A 14996-nucleotide genomic window follows, 5' to 3' on the forward strand; every position below is an offset into this window, starting at 1 on the left:
GGGACGCCGCCCGGGAATGCGCCCCACTTCGCGGCGGTTCGTGACGTACATGCCCGCAGCCTCCGCACGAACCCGATCCCGCATGCCCGTGGCCGTCTACATCCTCGGCCTGTCCGTCTTCGCGCTCGGCACCAGCGAATTCATGCTGTCCGGCCTGCTCCCACCCATCGCCGAGGACATGGGCGTCACCATCCCGCAGGCGGGCCTGCTGATATCCGCCTTCGCGATCGGCATGGTCGTCGGGGCCCCGCTGCTGGCCGTCGCCACCCTGCGCCTCCCGCGCCGCACCACCCTCATCGCCCTCATCAGCGTCTTCGGCCTCGGCCAGGTCGCGGGCGCGCTGGCACCCTCGTACGAGCTCCTCTTCGCCTCCCGCGTGGTGTCGGCCCTCGCCTGCGCCGGCTTCTGGGCCGTCGGCGCGGCCGTCGCCATCGCGATGGTCGAGCGGGACCAGCGGGCCCGCGCCATGTCCGTCATGATCGGCGGCCTGTCCGTCGCCAACGTCCTCGGCGTCCCGGCCGGCGCCTTCCTCGGCGAGCAGTTCGGCTGGCGCTCCGCCTTCTGGTCGGTCGGCGTGGCCTCCGCCATCGCCCTCGCGGGCATCCTGACGCTGATCCCGAAGATGCCGCTTCCCGCCGAGAAGCCCCGTCTCGGCCGTGAGCTGCGCATCTACCGCGACCGCCAGGTGTGGCTGTCCATCGCCGTCACCGCGCTGGCCGCGGGCGGCGTCTTCTGCGCCTTCAGCTACCTGTCGCCGCTGCTCACGGACGTGGCCGGGCTGGACTCGAAGTGGGTGCCGTGGGTCCTCGGCCTCTTCGGCGCCGGCGCGCTGATCGGCACCACCGTCGGCGGGCGGATCGCCGACGCGCACCTCTTCGGGGTGATGCTCTGGGGCATCACCGCCTCGACGGTCTTCCTCGCGGCGCTCACCGTGCTGGCCTCCAGCGCGGCGGCCGCGATCGCCCTGTCCTTCCTGCTCGGCTTCTCGGCGTTCTTCACCGCCCCGGCCCTCAACGCCCGGCTGTTCAACGTCGCCGGCGCCGCCCCCACCCTCGCCGGAGCCACCGCCACGGCCGCCTTCAACCTCGGCAACACCGGCGGCCCCTGGCTCGGCGGCACCGTCATCGACGCCGGATTCGGCTTCGCCTCCCCCGCCTGGGCGGGCGCCGCCATGACCCTCACCGCGATCGCCCTCACGGTGCTCGCCCTCCGCCTGGACCGCCGTACGCCCCCGGCCACGACCCGCGTGATCGCCTCCTCGGCCGACACGCCCCGGGCCGCCGCCGCTGCGGAGGAGGAAGAGGAGGCGGTCAGCCGGTAGCCAGGGCGTCAGTCCCTGGACCGCAGGACAAATGACGGCCGATCAGACCACAGGCGGGCGGTTTTTCGGCCGTCTCAGGCCGGCCGCGGTGAGGCGGCGGACCAGTTCCTTGCTGCCGATCTCCACCGCGCCCGCCCCGACCGCGTCCGCGTAGCGGTGCTCGGGCAGGTCGTAGTGGTCCCGCTCGAAGGCTCGCGGCGGGCAGCCGATGCCCGCCGCGAAGGCGTGCAGCTCCTCGTACGAGACGTCGCTGACCAGGTGCGACCACAGGCGGCCGTGCCCCGGCCAGACCGGCGGGTCGATGTACACCGTCACCGGCCGCTCACCGGCCCGGGTGGAAGACGGGGCCGAGACCGCCCACCGCCGCCACCTTCACCCCGGCCTCGGAGCACACCCAGTGCGGGTCGGGCCCCAGCTCCGGCTCCACGTCCAGGGCGTGCGGCTCCCCGTGCACGCACACGGGGCACATCGGCCAGCGCCCGTACTTCTCCAGCAGGGCGTCCTTCACGTCCTGCGCGACGAGTCCGGCAAGGTAGTCGACCCCCTCCGGCCACTGCTCCACCCACCACCGGCGGTGCGTGACCGAATCCTCGACGAGGGAGACGACATCGGCATCGGCGACCTCACCGGCGGCGAGATCGGCGAGAACGAGTGCACGGGCGACATGCAGCGCCTGTTCCAGGGGGGTCGCGTGGTCCATGGGGCCATTTTGACTCCTCTCCGCCCATAAAGGGAGGGGATGCCTGGCTCACGCTGCCCGGCGGACCGGCGGTCCGTCTGGTCTTCCGCGATCAGCGCCAGCCGGGTTGAGACCAGCCCGGACCAACATCACACGTGCGGAGTTCTTGTCCCTGGGGAAGACGGCTCCGCACGCGGTGCAGGTGTAGGTACGTTCCGACAGCGGGAGTGCGTGCTTGGTTCTCGCTCCGCACCGTCCGCAGTCCATGGTCGTGTGTGCCGGATCCACAAGGTGGAGGACCCGGCCGTGCTTGCGTGCCATGTTGATCAGCTCATGCTTGGTGGCGGAGATGGCAGCGTCGGACGCCTTGCGCGCCATGGTCGACTTCGCCAGGAACTTCGGCCGGAAGTCCTCCACGGCGAGCTGGTCGAAGTCCCTCACGACCTGCTTGGCCCACTTGCGGGCGGTGTCCTGGCGCTGCCGGGCGATCTTCTTGTGCTCCTTCCCGGCCTGCCTTTTCGCCCTCCGGTAGCCCTTCGAGGCGGCCTGGCCACGTTTGGGCTTCCGGCGGGCCATCATCCGCTGGTAGCGGGCCAGCTTTCCGGCCGCCTTCCTGCCGTGCTCAGGATGCGGGAGATCGTGTCCGTCGCTGGTTGTGGTCGCGGTCTCCTTCACGCCCCAGTCGACACCGATCACCGCCCCAGTCGGGGGGAGCGGCTGCACCTCCGCCTGGACTGCGAAGGAGGCGTACCAGTGCCCGAGCTCGTCGCGGTAGACACGGACACTGGACGGCTCGGAGGGCAGCTCACGCGACCACACCACCGTCAGAACGATGCCACCCGCCAGGTGCAGGCGGCCGCCCTTCAACCGGAAATTTCGGCGCGTGTAATTCAGCGACGGGCGGGCCACGCCCTTCTGCTTGAAGCCGGGCATCCCGGCCCGCCGCCGCATCGGCAGTCGATCCTTGATGTCCTTCAAGCTCTTGGCACGGGACTTCGCGAAGTCCTGGACGGCCTGCTGCTGCGGCACCCTGGCGCCCTCGCGCAGCCACGTGTGCTCGCAGCGCCAGCCAGTCAGCATCCTGTCCAGCCGGGCCGCGCCACACTCCTCCCCGGCCTTGCGCGCCGCCCGGGATTCGGCAACGCACTGATTCCACACCCACCGGCCCCGGTCCCATTCCGACAGCAGACCCGCCAACGCAGTGGACGACACACGAAGCCGGAAGGTGTACCGGGCGCGCCCGGCTTCTCCGGGCTTCGTCAATGCCACCATGACGCCAACGTAAGAGCCGTAGCCCGCTGCCCTCCCGGAATCCCCGACACCCCACACGAACGAGTGAGCGACCGCACGCACCAACGGCGGTCCGTCAACTCCGCAACCCTTCATCTCCTATGCCCCCCCCCACAGCCACGGGAGCCCCCGTCCATGACTGCGTACGCCGCCCTCCGCGCCCAGCTCGACACCCTGACCACCGAGGCCTTCCGCCCCGAGCTGGCCGGGATCGACCGGCTCTCCACCCTCGAGATCGCCCGCGTCATGAACGCCGAGGACGCCACCGTCCCCGCCGCCGTCGCCGCGCAGCTGGAGCCGATCGCCGCCGCCGTCGACGCCATCGCCGAGCGGATGGCCCGCGGCGGCCGGCTGGTCTACGCGGGCGCGGGCACCGCCGGACGCCTCGGGGTGCTGGACGCCAGCGAGTGCCCGCCCACCTTCAACACCGACCCGGCGCAGGTCGTCGGCCTGATCGCGGGCGGGCCCGAGGCCATGGTCAGGGCCGTCGAGGGCGCCGAGGACTCCCGGGAGCTGGCCGCCGCCGACCTCACCGCGCTCGCCCTGACCGCCGACGACACCGTGATCGGCGTGTCCGCCTCCGGCCGCACCCCGTACGCGGTCGGCGCGGTCGAGTTCGCCCGTACGCGCGGCGCGCTCACCGTCGGCCTGTCCTGCAACGCCGGCTCCGCCCTCGCCGCGGCCGCCGAGCACGGCATCGAGGTGGTCGTCGGCCCCGAACTCCTCACCGGCTCCACCCGCCTGAAGGCCGGCACCGCGCAGAAGCTCGTACTGAACCTCGTCTCGACCGTCACGATGATCCGCCTCGGCAAGACGTACGGGAACCTCATGGTCGACGTACGCGCCTCCAACGAGAAGCTGCGCGCCCGCTCCCGCCGCATCGTCGCGCTGGCCACCGGCGCCGGCGACACGGAGATCGAGGCCGCGCTCACCGCCACCGGCGGCGAGGTGAAGGACGCCGTTCTCGTGATCCTCGGCGGCGTCGACGGCCCCGAGGCCGCCCGCCTGCTCGCCGGCTCCCGGGGCCACCTCCGCGCGGCCCTCGAACAGACCCGGTAGCCCGAAGCCCTCAGACCGCCCGCATCCCCCCGACGCAAGGCGACCACATGTCCGACCACACGTCCTCTGACAAGAACCGCGCCACAGCCGCCGCGATCCTCCCCCTGGTCGGCGGCCCGGACAACATCGGCTCCATCGCGCACTGCATGACCCGCCTGCGGATCGGCCTGCACGACCGCTCCCTGGTGCGGGACGAGGCCCTGAAGGCGGTCCCGGGGGTCCTGGGGGTGGTCGAGGACGACACGTACCAGATCGTGCTGGGCCCGGGCGCCGTCGCCCGCGTCACGCCCGAGTTCGAGGCGCTGGTCGAGGAGGGCCGCGCGGCCGCGCGGACGGCGGTCACCGCCGACGGCCTCGCCGCGCGGGGCGCCGCGCTGAAGGAGGCGCAGAAGACGCGGAACTCCACCCCCTTCAAGCTGTTCCTGCGCCGCATCGCGAACATCTTCGTCCCGCTGATCCCCGCCCTCATCGGCTGCGGGGTCATCGCGGGCCTGAACGGCCTGCTCACCAACCTCGGCTGGCTCCCGGCCGTGGTCCCCGCCCTCGCGGCGATCGCCTCCGGCTTCATGTCCCTGATCGCGGTCTTCGTCGGCTACAACACCGCCAAGGAGTTCGGCGGCACCCCGGTCCTCGGCGGGGCGGTCGCCGCGATCATCGTCTTCCCGGGGGTCTCCCGGATCGACGCCTTCGGCGAGCACCTCTCCCCCGGCCAGGGCGGGGTCCTCGGCGCGCTCGCCGCGGCCCTCCTCGCCGTCCAGGTGGAGAGGTGGTGCCGCAAGTGGGTCCCCGGGACCCTGGACGTGCTGGTCACCCCGACCCTCACGGTCCTCGTCGCCGGCCTGGTCACCCTCTTCGGCCTGATGTTCCTCGCCGGTGAGGTCTCCACCGCCATCGGCAGCTTCGCCAACGCGCTCCTGGCCACCGGCGGCGCCGTCGCCGGGCTGATCCTCGGCGGGCTCTTCCTGCCCCTGGTGATGCTCGGCCTGCACCAGGCCCTGATCCCCATCCACACCACCCTCATCGAGCAGTCCGGCTACACGGTCCTGCTGCCCATCCTCGCCATGGCGGGCGCGGGCCAGGTCGGCGCGGCCCTCGCCGTCTACTGCCGCCTCCCGCGCAACGGCTCGATCCGCACCACCATCAAGTCCGCGCTCCCGGCCGGCTTCCTGGGCGTGGGCGAGCCCCTGATCTACGGCGTCTCCCTCCCCCTGGGCCGTCCCTTCATCACCGCCTGCGTCGGCGGGGCGGCCGGCGGGGCCTTCGTGGGCCTGTTCAACCAGCTGGGCGTGGCCTTCGGTTCCACCGCCATCGGCCCCTCGGGCTGGGCGCTGTTCCCGCTGCTGGACGGGAAGGCGGGCATGGGCCTGACCATCGGCATCTACGGGGGCGGCCTCGCGGTGGGCTACCTGACCGGCTTCGCCGCGACGTACTTCTTCGGCTTCACGAAGCTTCTCTGCACTTCACTCAATCGGGAGGAGGGCGACGAGGAGCTGACGGCGGAAAGCACCGCCGACACCCCGAGTACCGCCTCGCCTGCCACCGAGGAAGTAGCCGTACCTGTCCGCTGATGCCGAGCGGAGGCCGCCGGGCCGTCGTCCATGGCGATGACCTGGCGGCCGAACCTGTCAGAACGGCAGAACCAGGTCGTGCTGCTCCTCCGGTTCCGCTCTGCCGGCCGTGTCCGCCGGATCAGACCACTCACCGGGGATCGCCTGCAGTACCTCCAGCAGGTCGCCCTCTGTCCTGCCGACGACGACCAGATCCTGTCCCGAGTTTCCGGGCTCCAGACACAGCAACTTGCCCGCTGCGGAGAACCACCGGATCGGAGGTTCTCCAGGAGAGTGCCAGGCCGGGTACCCCGGCAGCCCGACCGGTTCGAATTGGTCTTCAACGCCGGAAAGGACCTCGGGTGTGGCCACGCAGTCTCGTCCGGTCGGGCCGTAGCGCCTACCCATCACCGTTTCGCTGAGGATCGTCTCCGCACAGGCGAGAGACAGGCTCGGCATGAACGGCTCCCACACCAGGTCGGGCAAGTAGTCCGAGAAGAAGACCACCGGCGGGTCGTCGGCCGATAGCTGGTCAAGGGAGACACACCATCCGGCGCAACCCTGATTCTCGCTTCGGAATACCAGCAGCTGTCCGGACGGATCGAGGAGCAGTTCGTCTGGAGGGAGCAAGGGGTTGTGCTGCGCAACGAGATCGCTGCGGCGGCCGAAGAGCGCGTAGGCCTCGTGAAGAGCCACGGGAACCCGGCGCCCCAGTCGCTCCTCTGCACGGCGCACTTCCGCCGGCACAAATCCGTCCCCCGGCGAGAGAGGAGTCGCCCAAGACGCCGCGAATTCCGCGGCGAACTCCCACACTTGGGCCCGCCCACCCGATGCTCCCGCAAGAGCCTGTGCCACATCAAACCTGTCGGCCATCCGGCGACCCTATGCCTCGGCCTCAGGACGCTCACGACGGGGGCGAGGAAGGCCCAACTCCACCACCGGACGGTGAGTGAGTCGAGCAGCCTCAGCCTGTTTCGTCCGGAGGAAGGTCAGAGTCAGATCGATGCCGTCGATCTCGCCGAGCCACTGCTCCTCCTCGGCCTTCTTGCGGCGGAGGAGAAGGTCCTTCTCCAGCTCCGCGAGCCTAGGCAGCATCTTGGGGTTGATCTGGAGCATGGGGCAGCGGATGCAGGCATGCTCGTGCTGGCATGGCGTCCCGTAGGGCCGCGCGCAGTTGCCCAGCTCCACCTTGCGCTTGTCGAAGTGCTCCTCGAACTCGTTCCATTCCTGTGGGCTGACCTCGCCGTATTCCACCTCGGGCCTCAGAGACCGCCGGTGGTTGAGGAAGGCCTGGTAGTGGCCGACCACATCCTCGGCGAATACTGCGACGTATCCCTGCGTCGTCTGCAGATTCAGGTGACCAAGCAGGGCAGCTCCGATGTGGATCGGCAGACCACCGTTGACAACCTCGGTGGCGAACAGCCGACGGAAGTCATGCGGGGTGAACGTCAGATCCTCAAATCCGGGGTTGGTCTCGGCCAGCTCTTTGCAGCTGCGGCCAAGCATGGCCAGCACCGTTGCGCCAGACATGACACCGATCGCAGTCCCGAGGTTCCGCTGCATGAGGAAAGGCATCCGTTCCGACCACGTCCGTTCATGCGGGTCGTACCGGGTCACCAGGGGAACGGTCCTGCCGTTGCGCGTATGACGGCGAAGGATCTGCGCGACAGCGTGGAACAACTCGGCCGACATCGGAATCACTCGCTCGCGCTCGCTCTTCGACGGCGCGACCACCAACAGGGCGATGACCTCGCCGTTAGGCCGTTGGTACTGGCGGATGCTCAGGTGCGTGAGTTCGCAGAGTTCCTCGACCCGGACACCACTGTGCCGTAGTACCTCGACCGCTGCCCACTCCCAGAAAGCGGATTCCTCGGCAACGGTCACGTTGATCCGCTCGCCCGATCCTTCGTCCGTGATCCGCACCGCCGGCTCCGCCTCCGCCACAGCCATACGCCGGTCGTACTGGGAGTCCCGCCGCCGGTAACGGCGTCCTTGATGGACGAACTCCTCACCGAGCGCGATCGGACGAGCGGCATCCAACAGACTGGCGTAGAACTCGTGGCGTGCTTCGACGTGGGCCACCAGTGCGGGCAGGAGCGGCTGCCGGACACGGACCCGGTCCGCCATTCGCCGGTTGATGTCCCGCCTGCGCTTCCCGAACCCCTTCACATCCTGTGGACGGATGGGACACGGAACGACCCACTGCGCCCACCGCTCCGGCTCTTCGACGGCCCAGCTATGGAGGTCGACGTAGAGGCCGCGAACGGCAAGGAGGATGGATTCCGGGTCCAGGCGCTTCCGGAGCTCCTGGCCGCCACCAGTGGTGCACGTCTGGAGCTCGGCTCGCCACTGGTCGTAGAGGTCTTGGCCGAGGGCCAGGTCAGGGTGTCCTGGGCTGAGCTCCTCAATCTTGGCCCAGAAGTGCTTGGCCAGGTTCCGGGTAAGGCCCTCGATAGTGATGTAGTCCGTCTCCGCCCGCCTGCGGCTCAGGTAGTCGATCAACAGCTGTCGGACGGAGAGGTTTTCGATCGCGTAGCGGTCCACCAGTTCCTCGATCGTCCGCTGACCGCGGTACACGAACGTCCTGAGCGTCGGTGGCGTCTCAGCCGGGAAGTGCCCCATTGCGTGGAGCATCTGCCAGGCACCGAGGGCAGCGAAACAGTTGCGGTTCTTGTTGGCCCCGTGGGTCAGCCCGAGACGCTTCGACTCCAGTGAGTAGTGCAGCAGCGCCGCAGGCGTCAGATGTTCGAGTGCGATGCCCTGAGTCGTCAGCGCGCAGGTGAGATCGAACTTCGCACGTGACTTGTGGACGTGTCCCATCGTGGGGTGTCCGTCAACGACCTCGAAGAACCGGTTCAGGAGTGGGTCGTTCTGGATCTCCCGGAAGGGCTCGGCGTACCGCGTGAACTTGTTGGCGCGGAAGCCGGACACAGACGGCTGGATCACCCGAAGGCAGAAGGCCATCTTGGCGGCTGTGATCAGGTCGAAGCCGTCGTACTGAAAGCCCTCACGCGCGAGGATGTTGACCGAGGGTGCGTTCTCGCCGTCGAAGCCGCTCACCTCCCACCGCTGCTGCCAGGTCTCCCCTGGCAGCGTCTCCAAGTGGGCAAGCAGCAGGGTCATACCCCGGCGCCGCTTGTTCGCGTGGGAACGGTCCGAACGACCCTTAAGCGCACCTGTGGCGATCTCCCGAACCTCCTCCAACGTCGCCCGGGAGATATCCCCGAACGGTGCCGGTGAGACCTCTGGCCGCGGTGCCGGTGCGGCCTTCACTGACGCCGTGGAGAACCGGCTCCTCGGCGCCTCTGACTGTGCCCTCTCTCGCTCTGAGGCGATTCGGCGGCTTCGCGCCGTGTAGGTGTCGGAAGTGTGGCGGTTAGGCACCGAACACCGCCTTGAAGTCGTCCGCGTCGTAGCCGGGCGCAATAGTGCGCACGGCCTTCGGCCGGTTGTAGTGCTCCTGGAGGGCATCGAAGAGGTCCTCGACGCGGGCGTTGAGGTAGCGGCCCGTGGTTGCCAGGTCGGAGTGCCGGAGGATCGCCCGGACTTCGGTCAGGGTGAGGTTCGGGTCGTTCGCCATACGACTGGCTGCCGTGTGGCGGAGATCGTGCAGCGTCCAGTTCGTGCCGATCTTGGCGTTGGCCCGCTGGATGACCCGGCGCATCGCCCAGTAACTCAGCGGCTTGTCGGGGCCGCGCCGCGTCCGCAGTACCGGCTCGTGGGCGGCGGGCAGTCCGATGGAGTCGAGGTAGGCCGCGAGCACGATCAGGGCCTGTGGGCTGGCCGGTACGGGGTCCCGTTCCCTCGTCCCTTTGGAGATCACGTGGAAGACCTGCCCTGACCAGTCGATATCGGCCGGGGTGACCCCCAGCAACTCCTCGGCCCTGGCGCCGCTGGAGACGTAGAGCAGGACAGCGGCCCGGTCCCGGTCATGGGTCATCGCTGCGAAGAACTCGTCCCACAGAACGTCGGGAATCGCCCTTGGGTCGCCCTTCGACACTCGCTGCCGCAGCCGGGCCCGCCGGAACGGCTGCGCCGGCTCGGTGGGGCTTCGGTGTGCCAGCGCCCTTCGTTGTGCGACGGAATCCGGAACAGGGTTGGTCAGCGGTCCACGTCCGTAGTGGCGGTGGAAGGCGTAGAAGCTGCTGACCACGGTCAAAGCGTGGTTGATCGTGCTCGGCGCATAGCCGGCCTGGAGGTACCGCTTGCCCGTGCGCGGGTTCGCCGACCCTGGCGGGGGCGATGCCGGGTTGCTGCGCCGGCGCTGCGGATTGGGCGCCGTACGAAGCCACCCCACGAGTGCGGCGGCCTCTGCCTCTGACGCCTTGTCCCATGGCAGGTCGAGAAACCACAGCAGCCGGAACCAACGCAGAAGGTCATGTGCGTAGCTACGGCCGGTCAGCGGGCTGTTGTCGCTGAGCGCGAGATCACGAAGGTACGAAAGGACGGGCTCGACTACCTCCCCAGACGCGTTGAGGACGGCGTAGGGCGGATGCTGGGTCTCCAGCTTGGCCACCAAACCGAGACGAGGTACATCGGCCCGACCCTCGATCAGGTCGTGGTGCAGGTTGGGTTCCACTCGGGCTCTCCTTGAGCGGGGGAAACGTCGCCCTGCCCAACGAGCCAGAGAAGGTGCAGTTAACACACCAGATGCTGGCCGACCTCGACACCGGCCCCGAACCGGCGACGCCCCCGGCCCCCGACACGACGAAGGAACCGGCCCTGGCGTGACCCCGGCCCGGCCCGGCCCCGCCCGGCCGAACACCCGGCCGCCCTCTCATCCCATTGCGCGAACCGTGCGCGATCACCAGACGGGGATGGGCATATGCCAGGAGCCTATGTCCGTGTACTTCTCCTCCCCGCGCGCCGAGTACGGCGGCGACATGAGCGACCCCGCCCAGGCGTACTCCATCTCGATGCCCAGAGCCGTGGCCGAGGCCGCTCTCGCCCGCAGTGGCCCTTCGGGCCTGTCCGCCTACGTCACCACCGTCGTGGCCCGCCAGATCGAGCGGGACAACCTCGCCGAGCTCGTCGCCGCGGCCGAGGCCGAGATCGGCCCGATCACGGCCGAGGAGATCAGGGGAAGGGCCGACCTCCTCGGCACCCTCGTCCTCGACAGCGAGGGCCTCGCCAAGTACCTCTCACGAGACCGTGAAACCGTCGCCTGGCTGGCGGCGGCCCGCGCCCGGGACGTGCGCGTCATCACCAGCACGGCCACCCTCGTCGCGACGGTTCACCCACAGACCAACGTGCCCGCCCTCGGGTGGGCGCTGTCCCGCGTGGTGGTCGAACCCGTCACGGGGCAGATCGCCCACCGGGCCGGAGAGCTGCTCCGGGACGCCGGCCTGCACGGCCACAAGTACGCCATCGGTGCCATCCTCGCCGCCACCGCGCTCGCCGCGCCCGGGCCCGTCACCGTCCTCACCTCGGACCCCGAGGACCTCACCGCCCTCTGCGGCAAGCGGCTCGTCGCCGTCAAGGTCTGACCCGGCTGCCGGCGGCCTCACGCCCCGGCAGCCCTCCGCAGGAAGCGGGCCAGGTCGTCCACGGAGTAGCCCAGCTCCGGGCCCCGCTCGGCCGCCATCAGCAGCAGCTGGCCCACGATCTCCGCGCCCCAGCCGTCCGTACCGTCCGGCGACCAGCCCCACAGCTTCTCGATGCCGAGGTCGCCCATCAGCAGCCCGTACCCCTCCCGGACCTCCGCGCAGGCGTCGGCCACCGCGTCCAGCAGCCGCGCGGCCGGCCGCTCGCAGCGCAGCCCGAAGTACCCGCCGACCTCCTCGGGCACGCACCCGCGCGGCGGCTCCGCCTTGAGCCGGTCGTAGCGCGCGTCCTCGTACGGGGGACACTCCCCCACCGGGCAGTGGATCAGCGTGAACCGCTGCCACCCCGGCGGCGGAGGCGGCTGCGGACGCCACCCCATCACCCCGAAGGCCTCCTGCACCCCCGCCGTCGCCTCGTCCGCCGTGTCGGCGGTACGCGTCTCCCGCCGCACCCCGTCGTCCCCGACGGCCGTCCACGCCCCGCCGATGCCGTCCGGCCGGGCCCGTACGGCGAGCCCCAGGCCCCCGCGCCGCCAGCCGCCGCCGGCCAGGGCGGTGTCGAGCCCGCGCAGCTTCCACCCCAGCTCGAACGCGAACTGCGCCGCGTCCACCGACTCGTTCACTCGCCCGCCCGGTGGTGCAGCAGGGCGGCCAGCCGGAGCGCGGTGTCGATGTTGCAGCGCCCGAGGTCGACCAGCGGCAGCCCGTACGTCCCGGCCGCCGAGACCCGTTCCACGTCCAGCGAGGGGAACACCACTCCCACCCCGTGGAGGGCATCCTTCAACTGCCGCACGGCCTCCTCGGCCGCCCCCAACCGCTCCTGCGGGGTGAGCACCATGACATGTGACCCTTCCACTCTGAGTATTCAACTTCTCCACACAGAGTGGCGACGCAAGGGCTGGCCTTTCAAGCAGGCAGATGCAGCAACAAGTGCAGTTGCAACAGGAGTTGCCATGCCCGCACCGAAAGAACTCGACCCCTCCTCCTCACCCCGCGCCCTGCTCGGCGCCGAACTACGCGTAGCCCGCGAACGCGCGGGCCTCAGCCAGGCCGAACTCGGCGAACCGCTGTTCGTGAGCGGGGCGTTCATCGGCCAGCTGGAGGCCGGCACCCGCCGGATGCACCTCGAGTACGCCCGTCAGATAGACGAAATCCTCGGCACGGACGGCTTCTTCGTCCGCAACTGCGGAGCGGCGGCCAAGTCCAAGTACCCCGACCACTTCACGGCGGCGGCCGAAGCGGAAGGCCTGGCGACCGCGATCCGCGAGTACGCGCCGCAGATCATCCCCGGACTGCTCCAGACCGAGCCCTACGCCCGAGCCGTCTGCCGCGCCTACCAGCCGACGGCCACGGCGGAGGTGATCGACGAGCTGGTGACGAACCGGCTGGTCAGGGCCGCGATCCTCGACGACAAAACAACCCCACTGTTTTGGTGCGTCCTTGACGAGGCGGTCCTGCGCCGCGCCGGAGAGGACCCGGAGATCCTGGCCGGGGCCCTGCGCCACATCGCGGCCCTGATCCGCGCGCACCGCGTCATCATTCAGGTACTGCCCTTCAGCGCGGGCTTCCACGCAGGCTTGGCGGGCACACTCAAGCTGATGGCCTTCAGCGACGCGCCGCCACTCTCCTACGTAGACGGCCTCGGGATGGGCCAGTTGTTCGATGATCCGGCCACGGTGGCCCATCACACCCTGACCTACGATCTCCTCACGGCCAGCGCGCTTTCCCCGCGGAAGTCGCTGGCCCTGATCGAGTCGGTGGCGGAGGAGTACGAACATGACCAGCACGCCTGAGTACGACCTGTCGGCAGCCGTCTGGCACAAGTCCAGCTACAGCGCGGGCGACGGCGGCAACTGCCTGGAGATGGCTACTTGGCGGAAGTCCACCTACAGCGCAGGTGACGGCGGCGACTGCCTCGAGGTCGCCGACGGGCACCCCACCCTCGTCCCCGTCCGGGACTCCAAGCGGCCCGACGGCCCGCACGTGGTGTTCCGCGCGCGGGCCTGGGCCGAGTTCGTCGCGACGCTCTGACGGGTCAGAGGCCGGCGGTGAAGAGCAGCTGGTTCGGGCTGCCCTTGCTGATGCTGGTCAGGACGTCCTTGGTGGACTCGTCGTCCAGGAACTCGTTGATCTCCGCCGGGCCCGCCGAGGGGTGCGCCCCCTTGTAGAGCACCGCGACACCGGCGACGTGCGGCGCGGCCATCGACGTACCGTCGAGGGCCACGCTGCCGCCGCCGAGCTTGGCGGAGACGATGGCCTGGCCCGGGGCGTAGAGGGAGACGCAGGGGCCGTAGTTGGAGAAGTCGGTCTCCTCGTCCCACTGGTTGCTGGCGGCGACCGTCAGCACACGGGCGGCGGAGGCGGGGGAGACGTTGCACGCGTCGATCGCCGAGTTGCCCGCCGCGATGACCGGGAGGACACCCGCGTCGGAGAGGGCGGTCGCGGCGTTGTTCACGGCTTCGGACCTGTCACCGCCCAGGGAGCCGTTGAGGACGGCGGGCTGCTTGGCGTTCTTGGCCACCCAGTCCATCCCGGCGAGGATCCCCGACCACGTGCCCTTGCCGTCGCAGCCCAGGACGCGGACGCTGACCAGGTTCGCCTTGCCGGCCACTCCGTAGGTCCTGCCGCCGACCGTGCCCGCCACGTGCGTGCCGTGGCCCTGGCAGTCCTGGCCGTTGCGGCCGTCTCCGATGGCGTCGAAGCCGAACGTCGCCCGGCCGCCGAACTCGTCGTGGGCGTAGTCGATGCCGGTGTCGAGGATGTACGCGGTCACCCCGGCGCCGTTGCCCTCGGTGGTGAAGTCGCTGTCCAGCGGCAGTTGCTTCTGGTCGATCCGGTCCAGGCCCCACGACGAGGACGGCGCCCGCATACCGGGCGTGCGGGTCGGCTTGGGCACGGACTGGATCGCGGCGTCCTCCTCCACCGCCTTCACCCCCAGGCTGTTGCGGACGATCGACAGCTGGAGCGGGGTCATCGGGACCGCGAAGCCGTTGACCGCCGACGTGTAGACGTACGAAGGCTGCAGGCCGAGCTTCTGCGCGGCCTTCGCCGCGTCCACCCCCTTCTCCAGGGTGACGATGTACTTGCCGGGCACGGCGTTGGCCGAGGTGTGCAGCGGTGCCGGGGTCGGCTCCGGGCCGGCGGCGGAAGCCGTGCCGGCCGCGACCGGGGTCATCGTGAGGAGGGCGGCGGTTGCCACGCGTGCGATCAGGCGCATGAGAAGAACTCCGGAAGAGGGCAGACGGCATGGGGGAGCCGCCCCCACGCGATGCGAGACACGTTCCGGAGGGCGGCCGTCCCCTTCATCGGTCTCCTTCGGAGCGGGACTTGAACCCCCCACCCCACATGGCCGAGGAGGCCGCCGACGGCCGGGAGCGGGCCTTCGCGCCCACCGAAGAAAGGATTCCCTCCCGTTGACGCCCGGGGCCCGCCACCTGCTGGAACCCTCCTCGCGGCGGCCCGGCAATTCACCCGTACGGGGAACCCCGCCGCGCACCCGCCGAGGGGGCGCACTCGTTGTTCACCTCCGCCCGCGTCCGCCACGCCGCCGGGGTCGT

At 70.1% G+C, this 14996-nt stretch carries 16 protein-coding genes; 7 read left to right on the forward strand and 9 right to left on the reverse strand.

Going from position 1 to position 14996, the window contains the following annotated elements; all coding sequences use genetic code 11:
* The first annotated feature begins 82 nt into the window (after nucleotides 1–82).
* The gene (locus tag OOK34_RS10025; RefSeq protein ID WP_267033516.1) at nucleotides 83–1321 is read left to right on the forward strand and encodes a Cmx/CmrA family chloramphenicol efflux MFS transporter; all 1239 of its coding nucleotides are present in this window, start codon (nucleotides 83–85) and stop codon (nucleotides 1319–1321) included.
* A gap of 42 nt (nucleotides 1322–1363) precedes the next feature.
* Here the strand turns inward: OOK34_RS10025 and OOK34_RS10030 are convergent, their stop codons facing one another.
* The 3 genes from OOK34_RS10030 to OOK34_RS10040 are packed head-to-tail and all read right to left on the reverse strand — an operon-like array spanning nucleotide 1364 to nucleotide 3272.
* Nucleotides 1364–1636 carry a DUF4031 domain-containing protein gene (locus OOK34_RS10030; protein WP_267033517.1) on the reverse strand — a complete coding sequence of 91 codons (273 nt, stop codon included), beginning with the start codon at nucleotides 1634–1636 and terminating at the stop codon, nucleotides 1364–1366.
* A 7-nt stretch (nucleotides 1637–1643) separates the two neighbouring features.
* The gene (locus tag OOK34_RS10035) at nucleotides 1644–2021 is read right to left on the reverse strand and encodes a hypothetical protein (RefSeq protein WP_267033518.1); all 378 of its coding nucleotides are present in this window, start codon (nucleotides 2019–2021) and stop codon (nucleotides 1644–1646) included.
* Nucleotides 2022–2069: 48 nt separating this feature from the next.
* Nucleotides 2070–3272 (reverse strand): transposase, encoded by a 1203-nt coding sequence (locus tag OOK34_RS10040; protein WP_267033519.1) that lies wholly within the window; start codon nucleotides 3270–3272, stop codon nucleotides 2070–2072.
* Between the two features lie 153 nt (nucleotides 3273–3425).
* On the opposite strand from OOK34_RS10040, the gene murQ reads away from it, so the two are divergent.
* Nucleotides 3426–4349, forward strand: coding sequence for an N-acetylmuramic acid 6-phosphate etherase (gene murQ / locus OOK34_RS10045; RefSeq protein WP_267033520.1), 924 nt, complete (start codon nucleotides 3426–3428; stop codon nucleotides 4347–4349).
* A gap of 47 nt (nucleotides 4350–4396) precedes the next feature.
* Entirely contained in the window at nucleotides 4397–5917 is a 1521-nt protein-coding gene (locus OOK34_RS10050; protein WP_267033521.1) for a PTS transporter subunit EIIC, read from the forward strand.
* A gap of 57 nt (nucleotides 5918–5974) precedes the next feature.
* On the opposite strand, the gene OOK34_RS10055 is transcribed toward OOK34_RS10050, so the two are convergent.
* The 3 genes from OOK34_RS10055 to OOK34_RS10065 all read right to left on the reverse strand — a co-directional run bounded on the left by OOK34_RS10055 (nucleotide 5975) and on the right by OOK34_RS10065 (nucleotide 10475).
* Entirely contained in the window at nucleotides 5975–6592 is a 618-nt protein-coding gene (locus OOK34_RS10055; protein ID WP_267033522.1) for an SMI1/KNR4 family protein, read from the reverse strand.
* Between the two features lie 186 nt (nucleotides 6593–6778).
* Nucleotides 6779–9019 carry a site-specific integrase gene (locus tag OOK34_RS10060; protein ID WP_267033523.1) on the reverse strand — a complete coding sequence of 747 codons (2241 nt, stop codon included), beginning with the start codon at nucleotides 9017–9019 and terminating at the stop codon, nucleotides 6779–6781.
* A gap of 253 nt (nucleotides 9020–9272) precedes the next feature.
* Entirely contained in the window at nucleotides 9273–10475 is a 1203-nt protein-coding gene (locus OOK34_RS10065; RefSeq protein WP_267033524.1) for a site-specific integrase, read from the reverse strand.
* 11 nt (nucleotides 10476–10486) lie between these two features.
* Between OOK34_RS10065 and OOK34_RS10070 the strand changes: the two genes are divergently transcribed.
* Nucleotides 10487–10627: a hypothetical protein gene (locus OOK34_RS10070; RefSeq protein WP_267033525.1), complete on the forward strand. Its 141-nt coding sequence runs from the start codon at nucleotides 10487–10489 to the stop codon at nucleotides 10625–10627.
* A 344-nt stretch (nucleotides 10628–10971) separates the two neighbouring features.
* Entirely contained in the window at nucleotides 10972–11382 is a 411-nt protein-coding gene (locus tag OOK34_RS10075) for a DNA-binding protein (RefSeq protein ID WP_267036687.1), read from the forward strand.
* Between the two features lie 17 nt (nucleotides 11383–11399).
* On the opposite strand, the gene OOK34_RS10080 is transcribed toward OOK34_RS10075, so the two are convergent.
* Nucleotides 11400–12062 carry a hypothetical protein gene (locus OOK34_RS10080; RefSeq protein WP_267033526.1) on the reverse strand — a complete coding sequence of 221 codons (663 nt, stop codon included), beginning with the start codon at nucleotides 12060–12062 and terminating at the stop codon, nucleotides 11400–11402.
* Nucleotides 12059–12277 (reverse strand): hypothetical protein, encoded by a 219-nt coding sequence (locus tag OOK34_RS10085; RefSeq protein WP_267033527.1) that lies wholly within the window; start codon nucleotides 12275–12277, stop codon nucleotides 12059–12061. Before OOK34_RS10085 ends, OOK34_RS10080 begins: the two co-directional genes overlap by 4 nt.
* A gap of 115 nt (nucleotides 12278–12392) precedes the next feature.
* Here OOK34_RS10085 and OOK34_RS10090 point away from each other — a divergent pair, with 115 nt between their 5' ends.
* Nucleotides 12393–13232, forward strand: a complete 840-nt coding sequence (locus OOK34_RS10090) for a helix-turn-helix transcriptional regulator (RefSeq protein WP_267033528.1) — start codon at nucleotides 12393–12395, stop codon at nucleotides 13230–13232.
* Nucleotides 13216–13470 carry a DUF397 domain-containing protein gene (locus OOK34_RS10095; RefSeq protein WP_267033529.1) on the forward strand — a complete coding sequence of 85 codons (255 nt, stop codon included), beginning with the start codon at nucleotides 13216–13218 and terminating at the stop codon, nucleotides 13468–13470. The genes OOK34_RS10090 and OOK34_RS10095 overlap by 17 nt, the downstream gene beginning before the upstream one ends.
* A gap of 4 nt (nucleotides 13471–13474) precedes the next feature.
* Here the strand turns inward: OOK34_RS10095 and OOK34_RS10100 are convergent, their stop codons facing one another.
* Nucleotides 13475–14656: a S8 family peptidase gene (locus OOK34_RS10100; RefSeq protein WP_267033530.1), complete on the reverse strand. Its 1182-nt coding sequence runs from the start codon at nucleotides 14654–14656 to the stop codon at nucleotides 13475–13477.
* Nucleotides 14657–14996: the final 340 nt, after the last annotated feature.

Source organism: Streptomyces sp. NBC_00091 (assembly GCF_026343185.1).
Taxonomy (GTDB): Bacteria; Actinomycetota; Actinomycetes; order Streptomycetales; family Streptomycetaceae; genus Streptomyces.